Genomic DNA, 15,168 nt, shown 5'->3' with positions numbered 1-15,168 from the left:
TGCGACGTCGACCCGAAAGACACGCATAGGTCGGGGTCGGCGTCCCCGGCTGGTCGGGTCCGCGGGTTGGCAGCGCCCCCGCCGCTCGGCGGGTCTCCAACTCAGCCCGCGTCGCCGGCGCCGCCCCGGTGGGTCGTCGAATGGTCCGGCGCCGTCGCGTCGGCTGCCGGTCTCTCGACTGCCCCCTCTTCCGGGGCCGACAGGCGGATCACGCCTTTGACCGAGGCCGGGTCGGCGACCGCCTTGCCCTTGCGCAGGATGCGCAGGCGTCCCGCCGCCGCCAGCACCTGCGCGCGCGCCCGCACCGGCTTGAGCCAGGGGCGCCAGTCGTCACCGCCGAGCGCCTTGGCCGCTTCCGACGGGCAGATCGACCTGGTCGGCCCGCGTTCGTTGACCAACCGAACCAACATCGTGTCGATCCGGTCTCGTTCTGTCGGCGTATCAATCACTGCAACTGGCTCCCTCGCATTCGGCGTCCTGTCACGGTTTTCGCGGGGCCGGCGAAAACAGGATTGATTTCGTCGGAATTATCCGCTTAAGTGCCGGGGTTGTCTTTTTTCCTGAGGGCTCGGCCTCTCCGTGCCTGCCGCCGACGGTCCTACACCGTCGGCGGCTTTTTTTTGCGCCGAGCCGGGCCGCCCTGCGGTGCGTTGCGCCCTGTGGCCGGCTATGCTCTGATTGCGGTCCTGTTTCAAGGGAGAAGGCTATGGTGTTGCCTCGTGTTGCCGCGGCTTTGGCCGCCGGCTTGTTGTCTGCTATTGTCTTGGTTCCGCCGCTATCTGCCCAAGCGCCGGAGGCGGCGTCGCCAGCGGGCCCCGCCCCCTGGCCCCATGACGCCGATATCCCGCGCCCCGGCCCGGTCAGCCCCGACCTGGCCGGCAGCGCGCGCCCCGACATCGTACGCTATCTGATGGTCCGGCGCGCCGGCGCGCCGGCGCTGTCGCCCGATGGGCGCACGCTCGCCTTCCGCATCGCCACCACCGGCGAGCCGCAGTTGTGGACCGTGCCGGTGGACGGCGGCTGGCCGCGCCAGCTCACCTTCGGGCGCGGCGTCACCTTCCACGCCTGGGGCCCGCAAGGGGCCGGGCTGATCTATGGCGCCGACCGCGACGGCGACGAGCGCGAGGGCTATCGCCGCATCGCCGCCGACGGCACCGCCGAACAGGTGGTGCGGCCCTATTCCGACGCCTTCGTGCGTTTCGGCGATTTTTCCAGCGACGGCCGGCGCATCGTCTATTCGACCACCGAGCGCAACGGCGTCGATTTCGACGTGCACGTGCTCGACCTGGCCAGCGGCGACAGCCGCGAGGTGTTGCAGGGCCGCTACGGCTTCTATGCCGAGACCTGGCAGCCCGGCGGCGACCTGGTGGTGGTCAGCGAGGCGCGCGGCGAGACCGCCAACAATGTCTATCTGGTGGACGTGACCACGGGCGCGCGCCGGACGCTGTTCAAGCCCGGCGACGCGGCGGCCTATTCGGGCTTTGCCTGGACCCCCGACGGCGCCGGCTTTTACCTGGCCACCAACCAGGACCGCGACCTGATGGCGCTGGCCTATTACGACCTTGAGGCCGGCGCGCTGCGCCTGATCGAGACCCCGGCGGGCGATGTGGGCCAGGTGAGCCTGTCGGCCGACGGGCGCTATCTGGCCTGGACGGTCAACCGCGACGGCTTCAGCCGGCTTTATGTGCGGGACCTGCAGACCGGGCAGGACATCGCGCCCGAGGCGCTGCCGGCGGGTGTGGTGCGCGCCATCGTCTGGGCGTCGGACGCGCCGGTGATGGCGCTGTCGCTGACCGCCCCCGGCCTGCCGGGCGACATCTGGACCTTCGACGCCGCCGAGCGCCGGCTGACCCGCGCCACCCACGCCACCGATGCCGGGCTTGACCTGGCCGCCCATGCGGTTGCGCCCACCAGCCACCGCTTCGCGGCGCGCGACGGCGTGCAGTTGCACGGGCTACTCTATCGCCCGGTGGACGGCGACAGCGGCGGCCCGGCGCCGGTGGTGTTGATGGTCCATGGCGGGCCGAGCGCCCAGGCGCGGCCCACCTTCGACCCGGTGATCCAGTATCTGGTGCACCGGGGCATCGCGGTGTTCGATTTCAACTATCGCGGCTCGACCGGCTTCGGGAAGCGCTTCGCGCGGCTCAACGACCGGCGCCAGCGCCCCGACGAGATGGGCGACCTGGAAGACGCCGCCGCCTGGCTCGGGGCCATGCCGGGGCTCGACGGCGACCGGATCGCGATCATGGGCGGCTCTTATGGCGGCTATCTGACCAATGCCGCGCTCGGCGCCTTGCCCGACACCTTCGCCGCCGGCGTGTCGTTCGTCGGCGTGTCGGACTGGGTGCGCGCGCTCGAAGGCGCGTCGCCGGCACTCAAAGCCTCGGACCGGGTCGAGTATGGCGATATCGAGGACCCCGACGACCGGGCGTTCTTCCGCTCGATCTCGCCGATCAACAAGGCCGACCGGATCGCCGCGCCGCTGATGGTCATCCACGGCGCCAACGACCCGCGCGACCCGGTGAGCGAGTCCGACCGGCTGGTCCAGGCGGTGCGCGACCAGGGCCATGAGGTGGTCTATCTGCGCTTCGCCGACGAGGGCCACGGCATCCGCAAGCTGGACAACCGCGTCCACGCCTATCGCCGCATCGCCGCGTTCCTCGAACGCCATCTGGGCCTGACCCAGTAACCGCAGGGGCGGCCGGCCGGGCGCCAACCCGCCGGCCGCCATCGCCCGCTCGCCGTATCCCGCTCGCCATCGCCCCGGGGGCCCATTGACCGGGCCCATGGACCGGCCCCCCGCTCACTGGACGCTGGCGGGCTCTCGGGCGGGGGGCTGGGTCGGGACGGTCGCCGGGCTCAGACCAGGAACGCCGCCAGGGCGACCAACACCAGGACGGCGCCGACCATCGCCCACTTGGTGCCCTGGGTGAACCGCTGATAGGTCTGTTCCTGCTCGTCGATTCGCATAGCCCTCTCCCATAATTGCTGTTGCCGGCAAGTATGGTCTGGATATACGCAGCGCCGGGCCCGCTTGCAATGTGCGGCGCCCGTCCCAAGCCGGCCCGCCGGCCCGCGGCGTGCTCAACGCTCGATCAGGGTGGCGAGGGCGTCGAGGCTGTCGGCCTCGGCCGCCGGCTTGTCCCAGCGGATGCGCTTGACCCGCGGGAAGCGCATGGCCAGCCCCGATTTGTGGCGCGGCGACGGGTGCAGGCTGTCGAACGCCACCTCCACCACCAGGGTCTTGGCCACCTCGCGCACCGGGCCGAAGCGTTCGACCGTGTGGTCGCGCACGAACCGGTCCAACTGGCGCAGTTCCGCGTCGGTGAAGCCGAAATAGGCCTTGGCCACCGGCAGCAGCCGGCCGTCGGCGGCCCAGGCGCCGAAGGTGAAGTCGGAATAGTAGGACGAGCGCTTGCCGTGGCCGCGCTGGGCGTACATGACCACCAGGTCGGCGCTCAACGGGTCGCGCTTCCACTTGAACCACAAGCCCTTGCGACGCCCGGCCACATAGGGGCTGCCGCGCCGCTTGAGCATCAAGCCCTCATAGCCTGCCGCCCGTGCGCCGGCGGCCAACCGGGCCAGGGCGGCCCAAGCGTCGCTCTCGTCGTCGTCGCCATTCTGGTCCTTCGGGTGCGCATCGAGCGTTTCCGACAGGTCGAAGCGGCCGGCGGGCAGGGCGGCGAGGCTGCGGGCCAGGGCCGCGCGGCGTGCCTCGATGGGCTCGGCGCGGCGGTCGGTCTCGCCCTCGAACAACAGGTCATAGGCGCGCACGAAGGCTGGATGGTCGCGCAGCAGGGTCTTGGTCACCCGTTTGCGGTTGAGCCGTTGTTGCAGATGGTTGAACGGCGCCACCGTGCCCTGGCCCGGGTGGGCGGTCAGCAATTCGCCGTCGAGCACGCCCCAGTCGCCGGGCACGTCGGCGACCACGTCGGGGAAGGCCGCCGAGATGTCGTCGCCGGTGCGCGAATAAAGCCGCACCTGGCCGGCCATGGCCACCAGTTGCACCCGGATGCCGTCCCACTTCCATTCGACCAGATAGTCGGCGGGGTCGAGCGTCTCGTCGTCCAAGGGATGGGCGAGCATGAACGGGCGGAACACCGGCTGGCCGGCGGCGTCGGGGCGCGGGCGCCGGCCCTCGGCCCAGGCGAACAGCGGCTCATAGGGCGGCGCCAGGCCGTGCCAGACCTCCTCGACCTGGCCCAGGTCGAGCGCGAACGCCTGGGCCAGCGCGGTCTTGGCCAGCCGCGCCGAGACGCCGACCCGCAGGCCGCCGGTGATCAGCTTCAACAACGCCCAGCGCTGGCGCTGGTCGAGCCCGTCGAGCCAGCCGGCGATCAGCCCCGGCAGATCGGCCTTCGCGGTCCGGTCGAGCGTGTCGACCACGGTGGCGAGCGCCGGCGGGTCGGTCTCTTCCGGCGTTTCGGGGCCGGGCCAGATCAGCGCCACGGTCTCGGCCAGGTCGCCCACATAGTCGTAGCTGAGCGCGAACAGGTAGGGGTCGACCCGGTCGCCGACCAATTGGCGCAACAGCGCCGGCTTGGCATGGCGAAACGACACGGCCCCCGCCAGGGCGGCCAGCGCCCAGCCCCGGTCGGGGTCGGGCGCGGTGCGGAAATAGTCGGCCATCAACCGCAGCTTGCCGGTGCGCGCGGGGCAGAAGATCAGCCCGTCGAGCAACTCGGCGAAGGCGCGCATGGTCCGGTCAGCCCAGCCAGCGGTAAAGCTGGATCGTGTCGAGCACCAGGGTGACCAGAAGCGTCAGCATCAGCGCGTGCAGCCACAGGCTGTAGCCGTTGACGATCGCCAGCGACGGCCGCCGGCGCGCCAGGTGGAAGAACAGGGGCAGCCACAACACCAGGCGCGACAGCCCCCAGGCCGGCAGCCCGAGCAGCAACACCACGAACACGCCGAGGAACCAACTGACCAGGCCGACGATCAGCGACAGCCGCGCGGGTGCGTTGCCGGGCACGAACCACAGGCTCGACGCGAACGCGAACACCGTCCAATAGACCCAGTATTCGACCCAGTTCGGCCGGGTCGCCAGATAGCTGTCGATGGCGGCCGACGCGGCGGCGTAGCTGTCATAGACCGGCAGGTCCATCGCGCTCTCCTCGAAACGCTCGGTTGCGATGCGGCGCACTATAGGCAGCGCACCGGCCGCTGGCCACAGGGCGTCTTGCGTCGGTCTGGTCCGATTCTATACTGCCGGCCAGGACACCGCCCCGGACAGAGACGACAACACTCACAACAACAAGCCGGGGCCATCGCGTTGAGGGGAGGGGACGCTGCCATGGCCGATGCACCGCACGACCCGGGCAAACGCACGGCGCTCAAGATCGCCGCGCTCGCCGGTGCGACCACGGTGGGGGTCGGCGCGGTCGCCGGATTGGTCGGCGGCAGCGACCCCAAACGCCGGGCGGGGGGCGGCGAGCGCGCCGGTGCGCCGGCGATCACCGGCCGGGCGGCGCGCGAATTGCGTCTGGTGACCACTTGGCCGAAGAATTTCCCCGGTCTCGGCACCGGTGCGCAGCGCTTCGCCGACCGGGTCACCGCGATCACCGAGGGGCGGCTGACCGTCAAGCTCTATGCCGCCGGCGAACTGGTGCCGGCGTTCGAATGCTTCGACGCCGTGGCGCAGGGCAATGCCGACATGTACCACGCCGCCGAATATTATTGGCAGGGCCGCTCGCCGGCGTTCAATTTCTTCTGCGCCGTGCCCTATGGCCTGATCGCCAGCGAACAGAATGCCTGGTTGCGCTTCGGCGGCGGGCAGGAGTTGTGGGACCGGGTGGCGCGGCCGTTCAACATCAAGGGCCTGCCCTGCGGCAATACGGGGTTGCAGATGGGCGGCTGGTTCAAGCGCCCGATCCGGTCGCTCGACGATTTCCGGGGGCTGAAAATCCGCATGCCGGGGCTCGGCGGCGAGTTGATGCGCCGGCTGGGCGCCACGCCGGTGACCAAGTCGGGCGGCGAGCTCTATCAGGCGCTCGACCAGGGCAATATCGACGCCACCGAATGGGTCGGGCCGTGGAACGACATGTCGTTCGGCTTCCACCGCATCGCCAAATGGTACCATTGGCCGGGCATCCACGAGCCGGGCTCGACCCTGTCGGTGGGCATCAATCTGGACCTGTGGGAGGATCTGCGCACCGCCGAGCGGGTCGCGGTCGAAGCCGCCGCAGCGGCCGAGAACGACATCATGTTCGCCGAATACAACCAGCGCAACGCCGAGGCGCTGGCGCGGCTGGTCGCCGACCCGTCGGTCCAACTGGTGCGCTTCCCCGACCCGGTGATGGCGGCCATGGCCGAAGCCGGCGCGGCGGTGCTTGAGACCGTGGCGCGCTCCGACGACGCCAATGTGCGCGACGTCTATCGAAGCTTTCTCGACGCGCGCACCAACATCGCCAAATGGGGCGACATCGCCGAGCGCGCGTTCGTCGCCGCCCGGGCGTTGCTGCCATGACCGCGCCGGTTCGCCCGCCGGCCAGCGGCCCAGGCAACCAGCCGGGCAACCAGCCGGGCAGGCCGCCGGGGCCGCTGGCCCTGCCGCCCGAGTTTCTGGCCCTTGCCCGCGGCATCGATTGGGTCAATGCCGGCATCGGCTGGCTGTTGGGCGGGGCGGCGTTGGTGCTGGTGGTGCTGCAATTCGCCCTGGTGCTGGCCTCGCACACCTTTTCGCTCGGCTCGATCGCGGCGCAGGACGCGCGTTTCTACGTCAACGGCGCGATGGTTCTGGGGGCGGCGGGCTATACGCTGTTGATGAACGAGCATGTGCGCGTCGACCTGTTCTATCGCGGCGCGCCGGCGCAGCACCGGGCGCTGATCGATCTGGCCGGTATCCTGGCGCTGTTGGGGCCGGTTTTGTTCCTGCTGTGGTGGTCGGCGACGCCTTATGTGCTGGAGAGTTGGGCACAGCGCGAGGGGGCGATCGAGTCCGGCGCGCTCGACTATGTCTATTGGCTGAAGGGGATGTTGCTGGCGTTCGCGGCCACCTTGTCGCTTCAGGCGGTGTCGGGGGCGATCAAGGCGTGGGCGGTGCTGTTCGGCACCCTGGGCCCGGCCGGCGACGCGCCGTCGGCGGGGCGGGGCTGATGGCCTTGTCGACCCTGTTGCTGATGCTCTTGGTGGTCGCGCTGTTCGCGTGGCTGATGACCGGCTTTCCGGTTGCCTTCACGCTGGCCGGCACGGCGTTGGTCTTCGGCGCCATCGGGCTCGCCAGCGGCGTCCTGGAGCCCGGCTTCATCGACCTGTTTCCCAACCGCATCTACGGCATCGTCCGCAACGAGTTGCTGCTGGCCGTGCCGATGTTCATCGCCATGGGCACCATGCTGGAAAGGTCCAAGGTGGCTGAAGACCTGCTGGAAAGCATGGGCCGCCTGTTCGGCTCGCTGCGCGGCGGTCTGGGCCTGTCGGTGACGCTGGTGGGGGCGCTGTTGGCCGCCTCCACCGGCATCGTCGGCGCCACGGTGGTGACCATGGGGCTGTTGTCGCTGCCGACCATGCTCAAGCGCGGCTATGACCCGCGCCTGGCCGCCGGGTCGATCACCGCGGCGGGCACCCTGGGACAGATCATCCCGCCGTCGATCGTGTTGATCCTGCTGACCGACCAGTTGAACGGTGCCTATCAGTCCGCACAACGGGAATTGAACGTGCTGTCGCCCGAGCCGTTGAGCGTCGGCGCCCTGTTCGCCGGTGCGCTGGTGCCGGGGTTGGGGCTGGTGGCGCTGTACATGCTCTATCAGGTGGCCATGGCGGTGCTGCGTCCGGCGTCAAGCCCGGCCCTGCCGCCGGTGGTGGGTGAGGCCGCGGACGCCCGCTTCATGGCCATGGTCGGGCCGCTGTTGCGCGCCTTGTTGCCGCCGGTGGTGTTGATCGTCGCCGTGCTGGGCTCGATCCTGGCGGGGGTCGCCACCCCCACCGAGGCGGCCGCCGTCGGTGCGGTGGGGGCGATCCTGCTGGGCGGGTTGCGCAGCGGCAGCGACGCGGCCGACACCGACACCGACGCCGACACTGAAACGGACACTGGCCCCCGCGCGGCGTGGACGTTGCGTGCGGTGCGGTGGGGGCTCGGCGCGCTGGTGGTGTTGCTGGCGCTGCCATTCGCGGTCGACCTGCGCCAGGGGCTGGCCGACCCCGGACCGCTGAGCCTGGTGGCGTTCTCAGCGGCGCTGGTCTTGACCGCGGTGTTCGTCGTCGGGCTCGCGGCTGCGCTGTGGCGGACGTTTCGCACCGGCGTCCTGGGCGAGGTGCTGCGCTCGACCGTGCGCATCTCGACGATGATCTACACCATCTTGATCGGCGCGGCGCTGTTCAGCCTGGTGTTTCGCGGCTTCGGCGGCGACGCGTTGATCGAACAGGCCTTGTCGGGGCTGCCCGGCGGCCCGGCGGCGGCGGTGGTCGTGGTCATGCTGGTGATGTTTTGCCTGGGCTTCTTTCTCGACTTTATCGAGATCACCTTCATTGTTGTGCCGATCGTGGCGCCGGTGTTGTTCTTGATGGGCGTCGATCCGGTCTGGCTTGGGGTGATGATGGCGATCAATCTGCAGACCAGTTTCCTGACCCCGCCCTTCGGCTTCGCGCTGTTCTACCTGCGCGGCGTGGCGCCCGACCAGGTGGCGACCCGCGACATCTATCTGGGCGCGGTGCCGTTCGTGGCCATCCAGGTGGCGGCGCTGGCCTTGCTGGCGCTGGTCCCGGACCTGGCCACCGCGCTGCCCGACCTGCTGGCCCGCTAAGGCAGTTTTCGCGCACCGCGTCACGCTCACGGGCTGCACGGCACAAAACAAAAGCCGCCGATGGTGCCATCGGCGGCTTTTGTTGAGATACCCGCGTCGACGCGCAGGGCTGGTTGCCCGGCGTCTCAGGACATCTCCAAGATCGGTCTTAGCGCTTCAGCAAGCCATCGCGTTCGGCACGCTTGCGCTCCAGCTTCCGGGCCCGGCGGACGGCGGCGGCCTGCTCACGGGCCTTCTTTTCGGAAGGCTTTTCGTAGAAGCGGCGCAGCTTCATCTCGCGGTAGACACCTTCGCGCTGGAGCTTCTTCTTCAGCGCGCGGAGCGCTTGGTCGACGTTGTTGTCGCGAACAGATACTTGCATATTGCGGCGATCTCCTGGGCTCGCTTGATCCTGATCCGTGGGTCGGTTTGTCGGCCGACAGTCGGTACGCGGGTGGCGGGCACGACGGCAACCGCCAAGAAATATGACGGCGCACATAACAAACGCGCGCGCCCCTGTCATCAAAAATGTCGGATCGGCAAAAGAACCCGCGCCCCGACGTGTCGGGGGCGATCCGTGCCGATCCGTTCAACGCTCGACTATAACTCGGTTAAGGCGCAAAATAAAGCCACTGGTCCGCGCGGGCGGGTTTGTCGTAATCACGCAGGCAGACGCATGCCGCCGCGCCGGCGGCCGGTTCAGACGGAAGGATACCCATGACCGCCACAGCTCAAGCCCGGCCGGGGGACAATTCCGGCGACATCACGCCCGAGGAACGCCGCGGCGCGTTGCTGGCCGCCGCCATGGAGCATTTCGCATTCGACGGCTGGACCATGGACAGCGTCTATCGGGGCGCGCGCGACCTGGGGCTCGATCCGGCGCTGGCCGATCTGGCGTTTCCCGAGGGGCTTTGGGACGTGGTCGATTTCTGCCTGTCCGAGACCGACCGGGTGATGACCGAGGCGTTGACCGCCCGCGGCGTCGACACCATGAAAGTGCGCGAGAAGATCACCACCGCCGTTTTGGTCCGCCTGGAGCATGCGCAAAAGCATCGCGAGGCCATGCGGCGGCTGGTCGGTCTGTTGTCGCAACCGGTCCACGCCAGCCGCATGTCGCGCTACACCTGGCGCGCCGCCGATGCCATGTGGCGCGCGGCAGGCGACACCTCCACCGACTACAACTGGTACACCAAGCGGACGATCCTGTCCGGTGTCTACGCCTCCACCGTGTTGGTCTGGATGGGCGACGACACGCCCGACCTGGACGAAACCCGAGCGTTTCTGGCCCGGCGGATCGAAAACGTCATGCAGTTCGAGAAAACCAAGGCCAAGGTGCTGTCGCTGGACGAGAACCGCCCCAGCTTGACGCGCTTTTTGGGCCGGCTGCGCTATCCCGGCGCCCGCGCTTGAGCGGCGCCCAAAGGGTCGGGGCGGCGTCTGGGTCGGTGGTCAGCGGTCGGCGCCGGGGCGGTAGTCCCGCGTCGCCCGGGCGGCGACCGTCTCCAGGTCGAGCGCCATCGGTTTGAGCGTCTCGGCGGCGAATAGCCGGGCCTGATCGTCATAGTGGGGGGACGCCGGGTCGTGCACGGCGGCGCCGTACTGGTGCACGGTGTCGACCCGCAGGGTGCCGTCGGCCGCCCAATCGGCCACCAGGATATAGCTGTCGCCGACGCTGGCGCGCAGCCTGCCGTCGGGGTCGAGCGTGTCGCCGCCATAAAGCGCGCGCAGCGTGTCGGGGCCGCCGCTCAGGGCTTCGTCGACCCGGCCGCGGTCGAGTCGCATCACCGTGCCCCAGGGCACATCGAGCCGGCCATGATGGCGCATGAGTTCGTCGGCCGCCTCGTGCAACGCCGCCACCGGGTCGCGGACCACCCGGCCATTGCCCGACGAGTCGTCGAGCGCCTTCAGCGCGGTCAGCAGCACCAGGGCGGCGCTTGGGTTGTCGGCCTCGGCATTGGCGTTCCAGTGTTCGAGCACCCAGCGTTTGCGGGCATTGTCGGCGGTGTCCGGCAGCGTGCCGTTGAGCAACGACACCACCAGGCGCACCGGCGCGCTGCCGGCGGCGTAGCGGGTGTCGAACTTGTTGGCGATGAACGCCGCACGCGAGATCGGCGCCGCGCCGCCATAGAGCGCGCGGGCCCGGAGCGCGCGGTTGGTCATGCCCCGTTCGACGCCCAGGGTGGGGTCGAGGGTTTCGGCGGCCAGATTGTCGGGCGCGTCGGTCACGTCGAGCGGGCTGTGATTGGCCGACACCACATAGCCGGCGGCCGGGTTGACCAACCGCGGCACGGCGTCGAAGCCACGCACCGACCGCCAGGCCACGGTGGACAGGTCGCCCGGCAGCACGCCGCGCCACGGCCAGCCCGAGGCCCGCGCCGGCACCCGGGCATTGTAGACGAAGGCGATATTGCCTTGGCCGTCGGCATAGACGGTGTTGAAGCTGGGGATCTGGTTGCGCGCCATGGCGGCCATCCAGGCGTCCAGGTCGCGGGCCTTGTTCATGGCCAACCATTGCTCCACCTGGCCGATGGCGCCTTGGGCGGCGTGGCGGATGGCATAGAAGCCGCTGGGCGTCTCGATCACCGGGGCGTCATGGGCCGGCGACCACAACACGTCGCGGGTCACCGGCCAGGCGAACCCGGGCGCCAAGCCGATCCGCAGGGTCACCGTGCGCCGGTCGAGCGCAACCCAGCGGCCGTCGAAGCGCAACCGTTCGGGCTCGGCGGGGTCGTCGACGATCAGCTTGAACGCGTCCACCAGGTCGGGCTTGTTGACCGTGTGCGCCCAGCCCAGATGGCGGTTGGCGCCGTGCAGCATCACCGGCGCGCCGGGGAAGGTGGCGCCGATGGCGTCCCAGCCCTCGTCCGACTTGAGCCGCACCTCGTACCACGCCACCGGCCCCTCATAGGGCTGGTGGGAATTGACCAGCAGGCGGGTGTGGCCGTCGGGCGCGCGCGCTGGCGCGACGGCAATGGCGTTGCTGCCGAGCGCCGCTTCGGGCAGGCCGGCGCGCAGGGCCAGACCGGTGCGCCGGATCGCGGCGGCGGTGGCGGTCGCAGGGGGCGGCGCGGCGCGGCTGGCGGCGGCCGGTTCGGCGGGCTCGACCAGGGCGGCCAATTCCCGGTCCAAGCCGAAGAAGAACGGCACCCGGAAGACGAACCCGGCGACGATGTCCTGTCCGGTTACCGGCAGGACGCCCGCCCGCACCGCCTCGGGGTGCTCGCCGGCCCACAGATTGAGGCCCGCGGCATAGCCGTCGAGCAGGGCCCGGGTTGCCGCCGACAGGTCGGTCTCGTAGCGCGCGGCGACCGTCTCGCGCACGCGGAACAGGTGCACCAGATAGTCGCCCATGGCTGCTTGGGCGCCGTCATGGGCCGCCAGATGGCCACGGCTCATGAGGACCACCCGTTCAAGGGTCGGCCAATCGTCTTCGGCATGGGCATAGCCGAGGCCGAAGGCGGTGGCGGCGTCGGTGCGCCCGTGAATGTGCGGCACGCCCCAGCGGTCGCGCAGGATACGCACGTCATAGGCCCGCGCCGCGTCGCGCAGGCTGGCCAGCGACGGCGGCGCCGGCCATTTGACCCGGGTGTGCACGGCCAGCCCCGCCAGCGTGACGATCAGCAACGCGGCCACGCCCGCACCGATGCCGCGCCACGGCAAACGCCGCCGGCGGCGCCGGACGCGGGTGTCCGCCGTGGCGCCTGGCGCGGTGTCGCCGCCAGCCGCGACTGCCGGGCCGGGCTCGGCGGCGCCCGTGGCGGAGCCGGGGGCATCCGCGCCGGCGACGGTCGCCGCGGGTGCGGACGCGCTCGGCGGTTTCGGGCCGGTCGCCTTTGGCCCTGTGTCCGGACCCGTCATCGGCGGGTGGCGCTGTTCAACACGGGCGGATGGGGCATCGGTTGGTCGCTCCAGGCGCGCTGTCTGGCGTCAGTGTGCGGTGTTGTGGCGGCATGGGCAAGGGCGAGGCGGTGCCGGCGTGCACCCAGCCGCCGACCCATTGTGCCGACACGGGTGATGGTTGCGCCGGGCGTGGGCGGCGCGCCATAGTGCGCGCCATCGTCACGCATCGCCGTCAAGGGGAGGGACCACTGCAGCTTATCTTCATCGCCGGGACCTGGGGCAGCGGCACCACCGCCATGGCGGCGGCCCTGGCCGAATTGGGCGTGCCGGCCCTGGGCCCGCACCTGCACACCAACGACCCGGCCACACCCAATGCCTTCGAGCTTCTGCCGTTTCGCGACCTTGTGTTGCGCTACACCGACGAGGCGACCTTGACGATCAAGCCCGACGTGGTCGCGCCCTTCGCGCGCGATTTGCAGGCGTTTGCCGCTGAGGTCGCGGCGGGCAAGCATGGCGCGATCGTCGGTGCCCGGCCGCGGTTTCTGCTCAAAATGCCCCTCGCGGGCCTTGCCTTGCCCTATCTGACCTATTTCTTCGATTTGTCGGTGATCTTGATGCACCGGCCGTTGGAGGAGGTGGAAATGACCCGCCAGCGGCGCGGGTGGCCCGAACTCTATGGGCTCGCCGGCGGCCGGGTGCTGGTCAACAAGACGGTCGGCGCGCTGATGGCGATCAAGAAGCCGTTCTTAGGCGTCAGCTACGAGGCTTTGACCCAGGCCCCCGAGGCCAGTTTGGCCCAGGTCATCGATTTCTGCGGTCTGGACGATCTGTCGGATAATGTGACCCGGGCGGCGGGCGTCATTCGGCGCGCCTGAACCAAGGCGCCGGTCCCGCCACACCCCGCCCGCCGGCCAATGGCCCCGAGGCGCGCGGACATCCGGCGCGTCGGGCCCCGCGACCGGCGGCGGCCGGCGGGTGCGCCGGCGTCGGCTACAGCGAATCGATCTCGTCGCGTAGATTGTGCCCCCGGTCGGTGACGATGCGTTCGAGGGTGCGTACCCGATCCTCCAACGCGGCGATGCGGTTGGCGGTCTGACTGTCGCCGCGTTGGGCCGCGACTTTGGCCATCTTCTCGCGGTGCTTGAGCAAGGCTTCCAAGCCACCGGCCGCCAAGGCTATGGCGACAATCACCACCACCATCATGGTGCCGCTCATGGATGTCTCCTATGGCTGGGGTTGGCGCGGGGTGTGCGGGCGTCACTGCCCTGCGCGACCCTCGGACTGGTCCGCGTCGCCCTTGTCAGCGGCGGCCGCGGCGAGGCGAAAGCCGGTCTGATCAACCTGTATGTGCGCGTCGTAGCCGAAAAAGTACAAGACTTTGCCGGCAACATCGACGGTCATGTGACTGGGCAGGACGCCTTGGCCGCTTGGCTCGACGGTGAAGCGAAACGCCAGGCCCAGATCTTCGAGCGACGCCACGGCGCGCCAGCCGACCCGTTCGGGCAGCGCGACCTCGACCGATTCCACATACGGGCCCAAGGGGCTGGTCTTGCGCACGATGACCTCGCCCGGCAGGTCGCCGTCCACATCGACCGTGCCGTTGGTGCCCACGTCGCCGAGCGGCACGTCGTCGCTGTCCAAGCCGGCGATTCGGTAGACCGCCACCTGGTCGTCTTCGCGGATCAACTGGGCGCCCTTCAGACCGCCGACGATGTCCTCATAGCTCGGCAGCGCCATGTTGTCGATTTCGGCGCGACCGTCGGCCTTGTCGTCGCCGGCAACCGCGCCGGCGGTCTCAAACTTGGTCACCGTCCAGGCGTCCTCGCCGGTCTCGCCGCCGGCATGGGTGGCGACGATGTGCATCCGTTCGTCTTCGGCGTCGATGATCAGTTCGGCTTGGTAATCGAAGGCGTCGACGGGATGCGGGCTGGTCAGCTTTTGCGCCGCTGCCAGCCAGTCGGTGTCGCCTTGCTCCTGGGCTTGGGCCAGGCCGGCCGGACCGGTCAGGCCGGCCAGCGCAAGCGCCGCGATCCAGGGCGCGGAACCAAGGGGGCGGGCAAGATAAGGGGTCATCATGGGCGTCTCCTATGTATAGTTTCGATATATATCGGCGTGACCGGAACGGCAAGACCCAACGCCGCCGGCGACCGCTCTTTTCGATCGTCCTTGTCCTGTCCATATGGCCGGGAACATGATGGACCCGACGGGTGTATTTCCTGAATGGAGGCCGCTCATGCTGACCGTGCCAACCGACGACATCAATCGCCTCATCGTTCTGGCTCGCGACTACGAGGCGCAGTTCATCTCCGCGGGGCAGGGGCTGGACAGCGGCGACGACACCGGCGGCGAGGCGACGCGCAAGTCGCCCTATCCGACGCCCGAAGCCGACCTGTTGGAGGCGGCGATCGACGACATGAGCGAGGAGCAGCAGGCGCAACTGGTCGCCCTGGTGTGGATTGGCCGCGGCACGTTCGAGCCCGAGGAATGGGACGATGCGGTGCGCACCGCGCGCGAGGAGGCGATCCACTCCACGTCGGAATATTTGATGGGGACGCCGCTCTTGGCCGACCAACTGGTCAACGGGCTCGATGCGCTGACCGAGTGAAGCGGA

The 15,168-nt window shown here is 69.7% G+C and carries 15 protein-coding genes; 7 read left to right on the top strand and 8 right to left on the bottom strand.

The features are described 5' to 3' along the window. Window positions 1–101: 101 nt before the first annotated feature. On the bottom strand, window positions 102–449 hold the full coding sequence (locus EV659_RS03775; RefSeq protein ID WP_279388328.1) for a DUF3253 domain-containing protein: 348 nt from the start codon (window positions 447–449) through the stop codon (window positions 102–104). Window positions 450–706: 257 nt separating this feature from the next. Here EV659_RS03775 and EV659_RS03770 point away from each other — a divergent pair, with 257 nt between their 5' ends. Then, complete coding sequence (locus tag EV659_RS03770) at window positions 707–2,689, top strand: S9 family peptidase (RefSeq protein WP_132707515.1); 1,983 nt, start codon at window positions 707–709, stop codon at window positions 2,687–2,689. A gap of 170 nt (window positions 2,690–2,859) precedes the next feature. Here EV659_RS03770 and EV659_RS03765 read toward each other — a convergent pair whose 3' ends face one another. From EV659_RS03765 to EV659_RS03755, 3 genes are all read right to left on the bottom strand, one after another. Then, entirely contained in the window at window positions 2,860–2,970 is a 111-nt protein-coding gene (locus EV659_RS03765; RefSeq protein WP_132707514.1) for an aa3-type cytochrome c oxidase subunit IV, read from the bottom strand. Window positions 2,971–3,084: 114 nt separating this feature from the next. After that, window positions 3,085–4,698 (bottom strand): cisplatin damage response ATP-dependent DNA ligase, encoded by a 1,614-nt coding sequence (locus tag EV659_RS03760; protein WP_132707513.1) that lies wholly within the window; start codon window positions 4,696–4,698, stop codon window positions 3,085–3,087. Window positions 4,699–4,705: 7 nt separating this feature from the next. Further along, complete coding sequence (locus tag EV659_RS03755) at window positions 4,706–5,104, bottom strand: hypothetical protein (protein ID WP_132707512.1); 399 nt, start codon at window positions 5,102–5,104, stop codon at window positions 4,706–4,708. Between the two features lie 189 nt (window positions 5,105–5,293). Between EV659_RS03755 and EV659_RS03750 the strand changes: the two genes are divergently transcribed. The 3 genes from EV659_RS03750 to EV659_RS03740 are packed head-to-tail and all read left to right on the top strand — an operon-like array spanning window position 5,294 to window position 8,738. Beyond that, the gene (locus EV659_RS03750; RefSeq protein ID WP_132707511.1) at window positions 5,294–6,466 is read left to right on the top strand and encodes a TRAP transporter substrate-binding protein; all 1,173 of its coding nucleotides are present in this window, start codon (window positions 5,294–5,296) and stop codon (window positions 6,464–6,466) included. After that, the gene (locus EV659_RS03745; protein ID WP_165878704.1) at window positions 6,463–7,095 is read left to right on the top strand and encodes a TRAP transporter small permease subunit; all 633 of its coding nucleotides are present in this window, start codon (window positions 6,463–6,465) and stop codon (window positions 7,093–7,095) included. The genes EV659_RS03750 and EV659_RS03745 overlap by 4 nt, the downstream gene beginning before the upstream one ends. Next, window positions 7,095–8,738: a TRAP transporter large permease gene (locus tag EV659_RS03740; RefSeq protein WP_132707509.1), complete on the top strand. Its 1,644-nt coding sequence runs from the start codon at window positions 7,095–7,097 to the stop codon at window positions 8,736–8,738. The genes EV659_RS03745 and EV659_RS03740 overlap by 1 nt, the downstream gene beginning before the upstream one ends. 148 nt (window positions 8,739–8,886) lie before the next feature. Here EV659_RS03740 and rpsU read toward each other — a convergent pair whose 3' ends face one another. After that, window positions 8,887–9,099 carry a 30S ribosomal protein S21 gene (gene rpsU / locus EV659_RS03735; RefSeq protein ID WP_132707508.1) on the bottom strand — a complete coding sequence of 71 codons (213 nt, stop codon included), beginning with the start codon at window positions 9,097–9,099 and terminating at the stop codon, window positions 8,887–8,889. Window positions 9,100–9,434: 335 nt separating this feature from the next. Between rpsU and EV659_RS03730 the strand changes: the two genes are divergently transcribed. Then, window positions 9,435–10,127 carry a COQ9 family protein gene (locus tag EV659_RS03730; RefSeq protein ID WP_132707507.1) on the top strand — a complete coding sequence of 231 codons (693 nt, stop codon included), beginning with the start codon at window positions 9,435–9,437 and terminating at the stop codon, window positions 10,125–10,127. A 39-nt stretch (window positions 10,128–10,166) separates the two neighbouring features. Here EV659_RS03730 and EV659_RS03725 read toward each other — a convergent pair whose 3' ends face one another. Continuing rightward, window positions 10,167–12,350: a penicillin acylase family protein gene (locus EV659_RS03725; protein ID WP_165878703.1), complete on the bottom strand. Its 2,184-nt coding sequence runs from the start codon at window positions 12,348–12,350 to the stop codon at window positions 10,167–10,169. Between the two features lie 254 nt (window positions 12,351–12,604). Here EV659_RS03725 and EV659_RS03720 point away from each other — a divergent pair, with 254 nt between their 5' ends. After that, window positions 12,605–13,432 (top strand): sulfotransferase, encoded by an 828-nt coding sequence (locus EV659_RS03720; RefSeq protein WP_132707505.1) that lies wholly within the window; start codon window positions 12,605–12,607, stop codon window positions 13,430–13,432. A 115-nt stretch (window positions 13,433–13,547) separates the two neighbouring features. On the opposite strand, the gene EV659_RS03715 is transcribed toward EV659_RS03720, so the two are convergent. Further along, window positions 13,548–13,772: a hypothetical protein gene (locus EV659_RS03715; protein WP_132707504.1), complete on the bottom strand. Its 225-nt coding sequence runs from the start codon at window positions 13,770–13,772 to the stop codon at window positions 13,548–13,550. A 42-nt stretch (window positions 13,773–13,814) separates the two neighbouring features. Beyond that, window positions 13,815–14,633, bottom strand: a complete 819-nt coding sequence (locus EV659_RS03710; RefSeq protein ID WP_132707503.1) for a hypothetical protein — start codon at window positions 14,631–14,633, stop codon at window positions 13,815–13,817. A gap of 157 nt (window positions 14,634–14,790) precedes the next feature. Here EV659_RS03710 and EV659_RS03705 point away from each other — a divergent pair, with 157 nt between their 5' ends. Next, on the top strand, window positions 14,791–15,162 hold the full coding sequence (locus EV659_RS03705) for a DUF3775 domain-containing protein (RefSeq protein ID WP_132707502.1): 372 nt from the start codon (window positions 14,791–14,793) through the stop codon (window positions 15,160–15,162). Window positions 15,163–15,168: the final 6 nt, after the last annotated feature.

It is taken from the genome of Rhodothalassium salexigens DSM 2132 (assembly GCF_004341375.1).
Taxonomy (GTDB): domain Bacteria; phylum Pseudomonadota; class Alphaproteobacteria; order Sphingomonadales; family Rhodothalassiaceae; genus Rhodothalassium; species Rhodothalassium salexigens.
The sequence above is the reverse complement of the archived record's forward strand: the minus strand, read 5'-3'. Positions and strand labels throughout refer to the sequence as shown.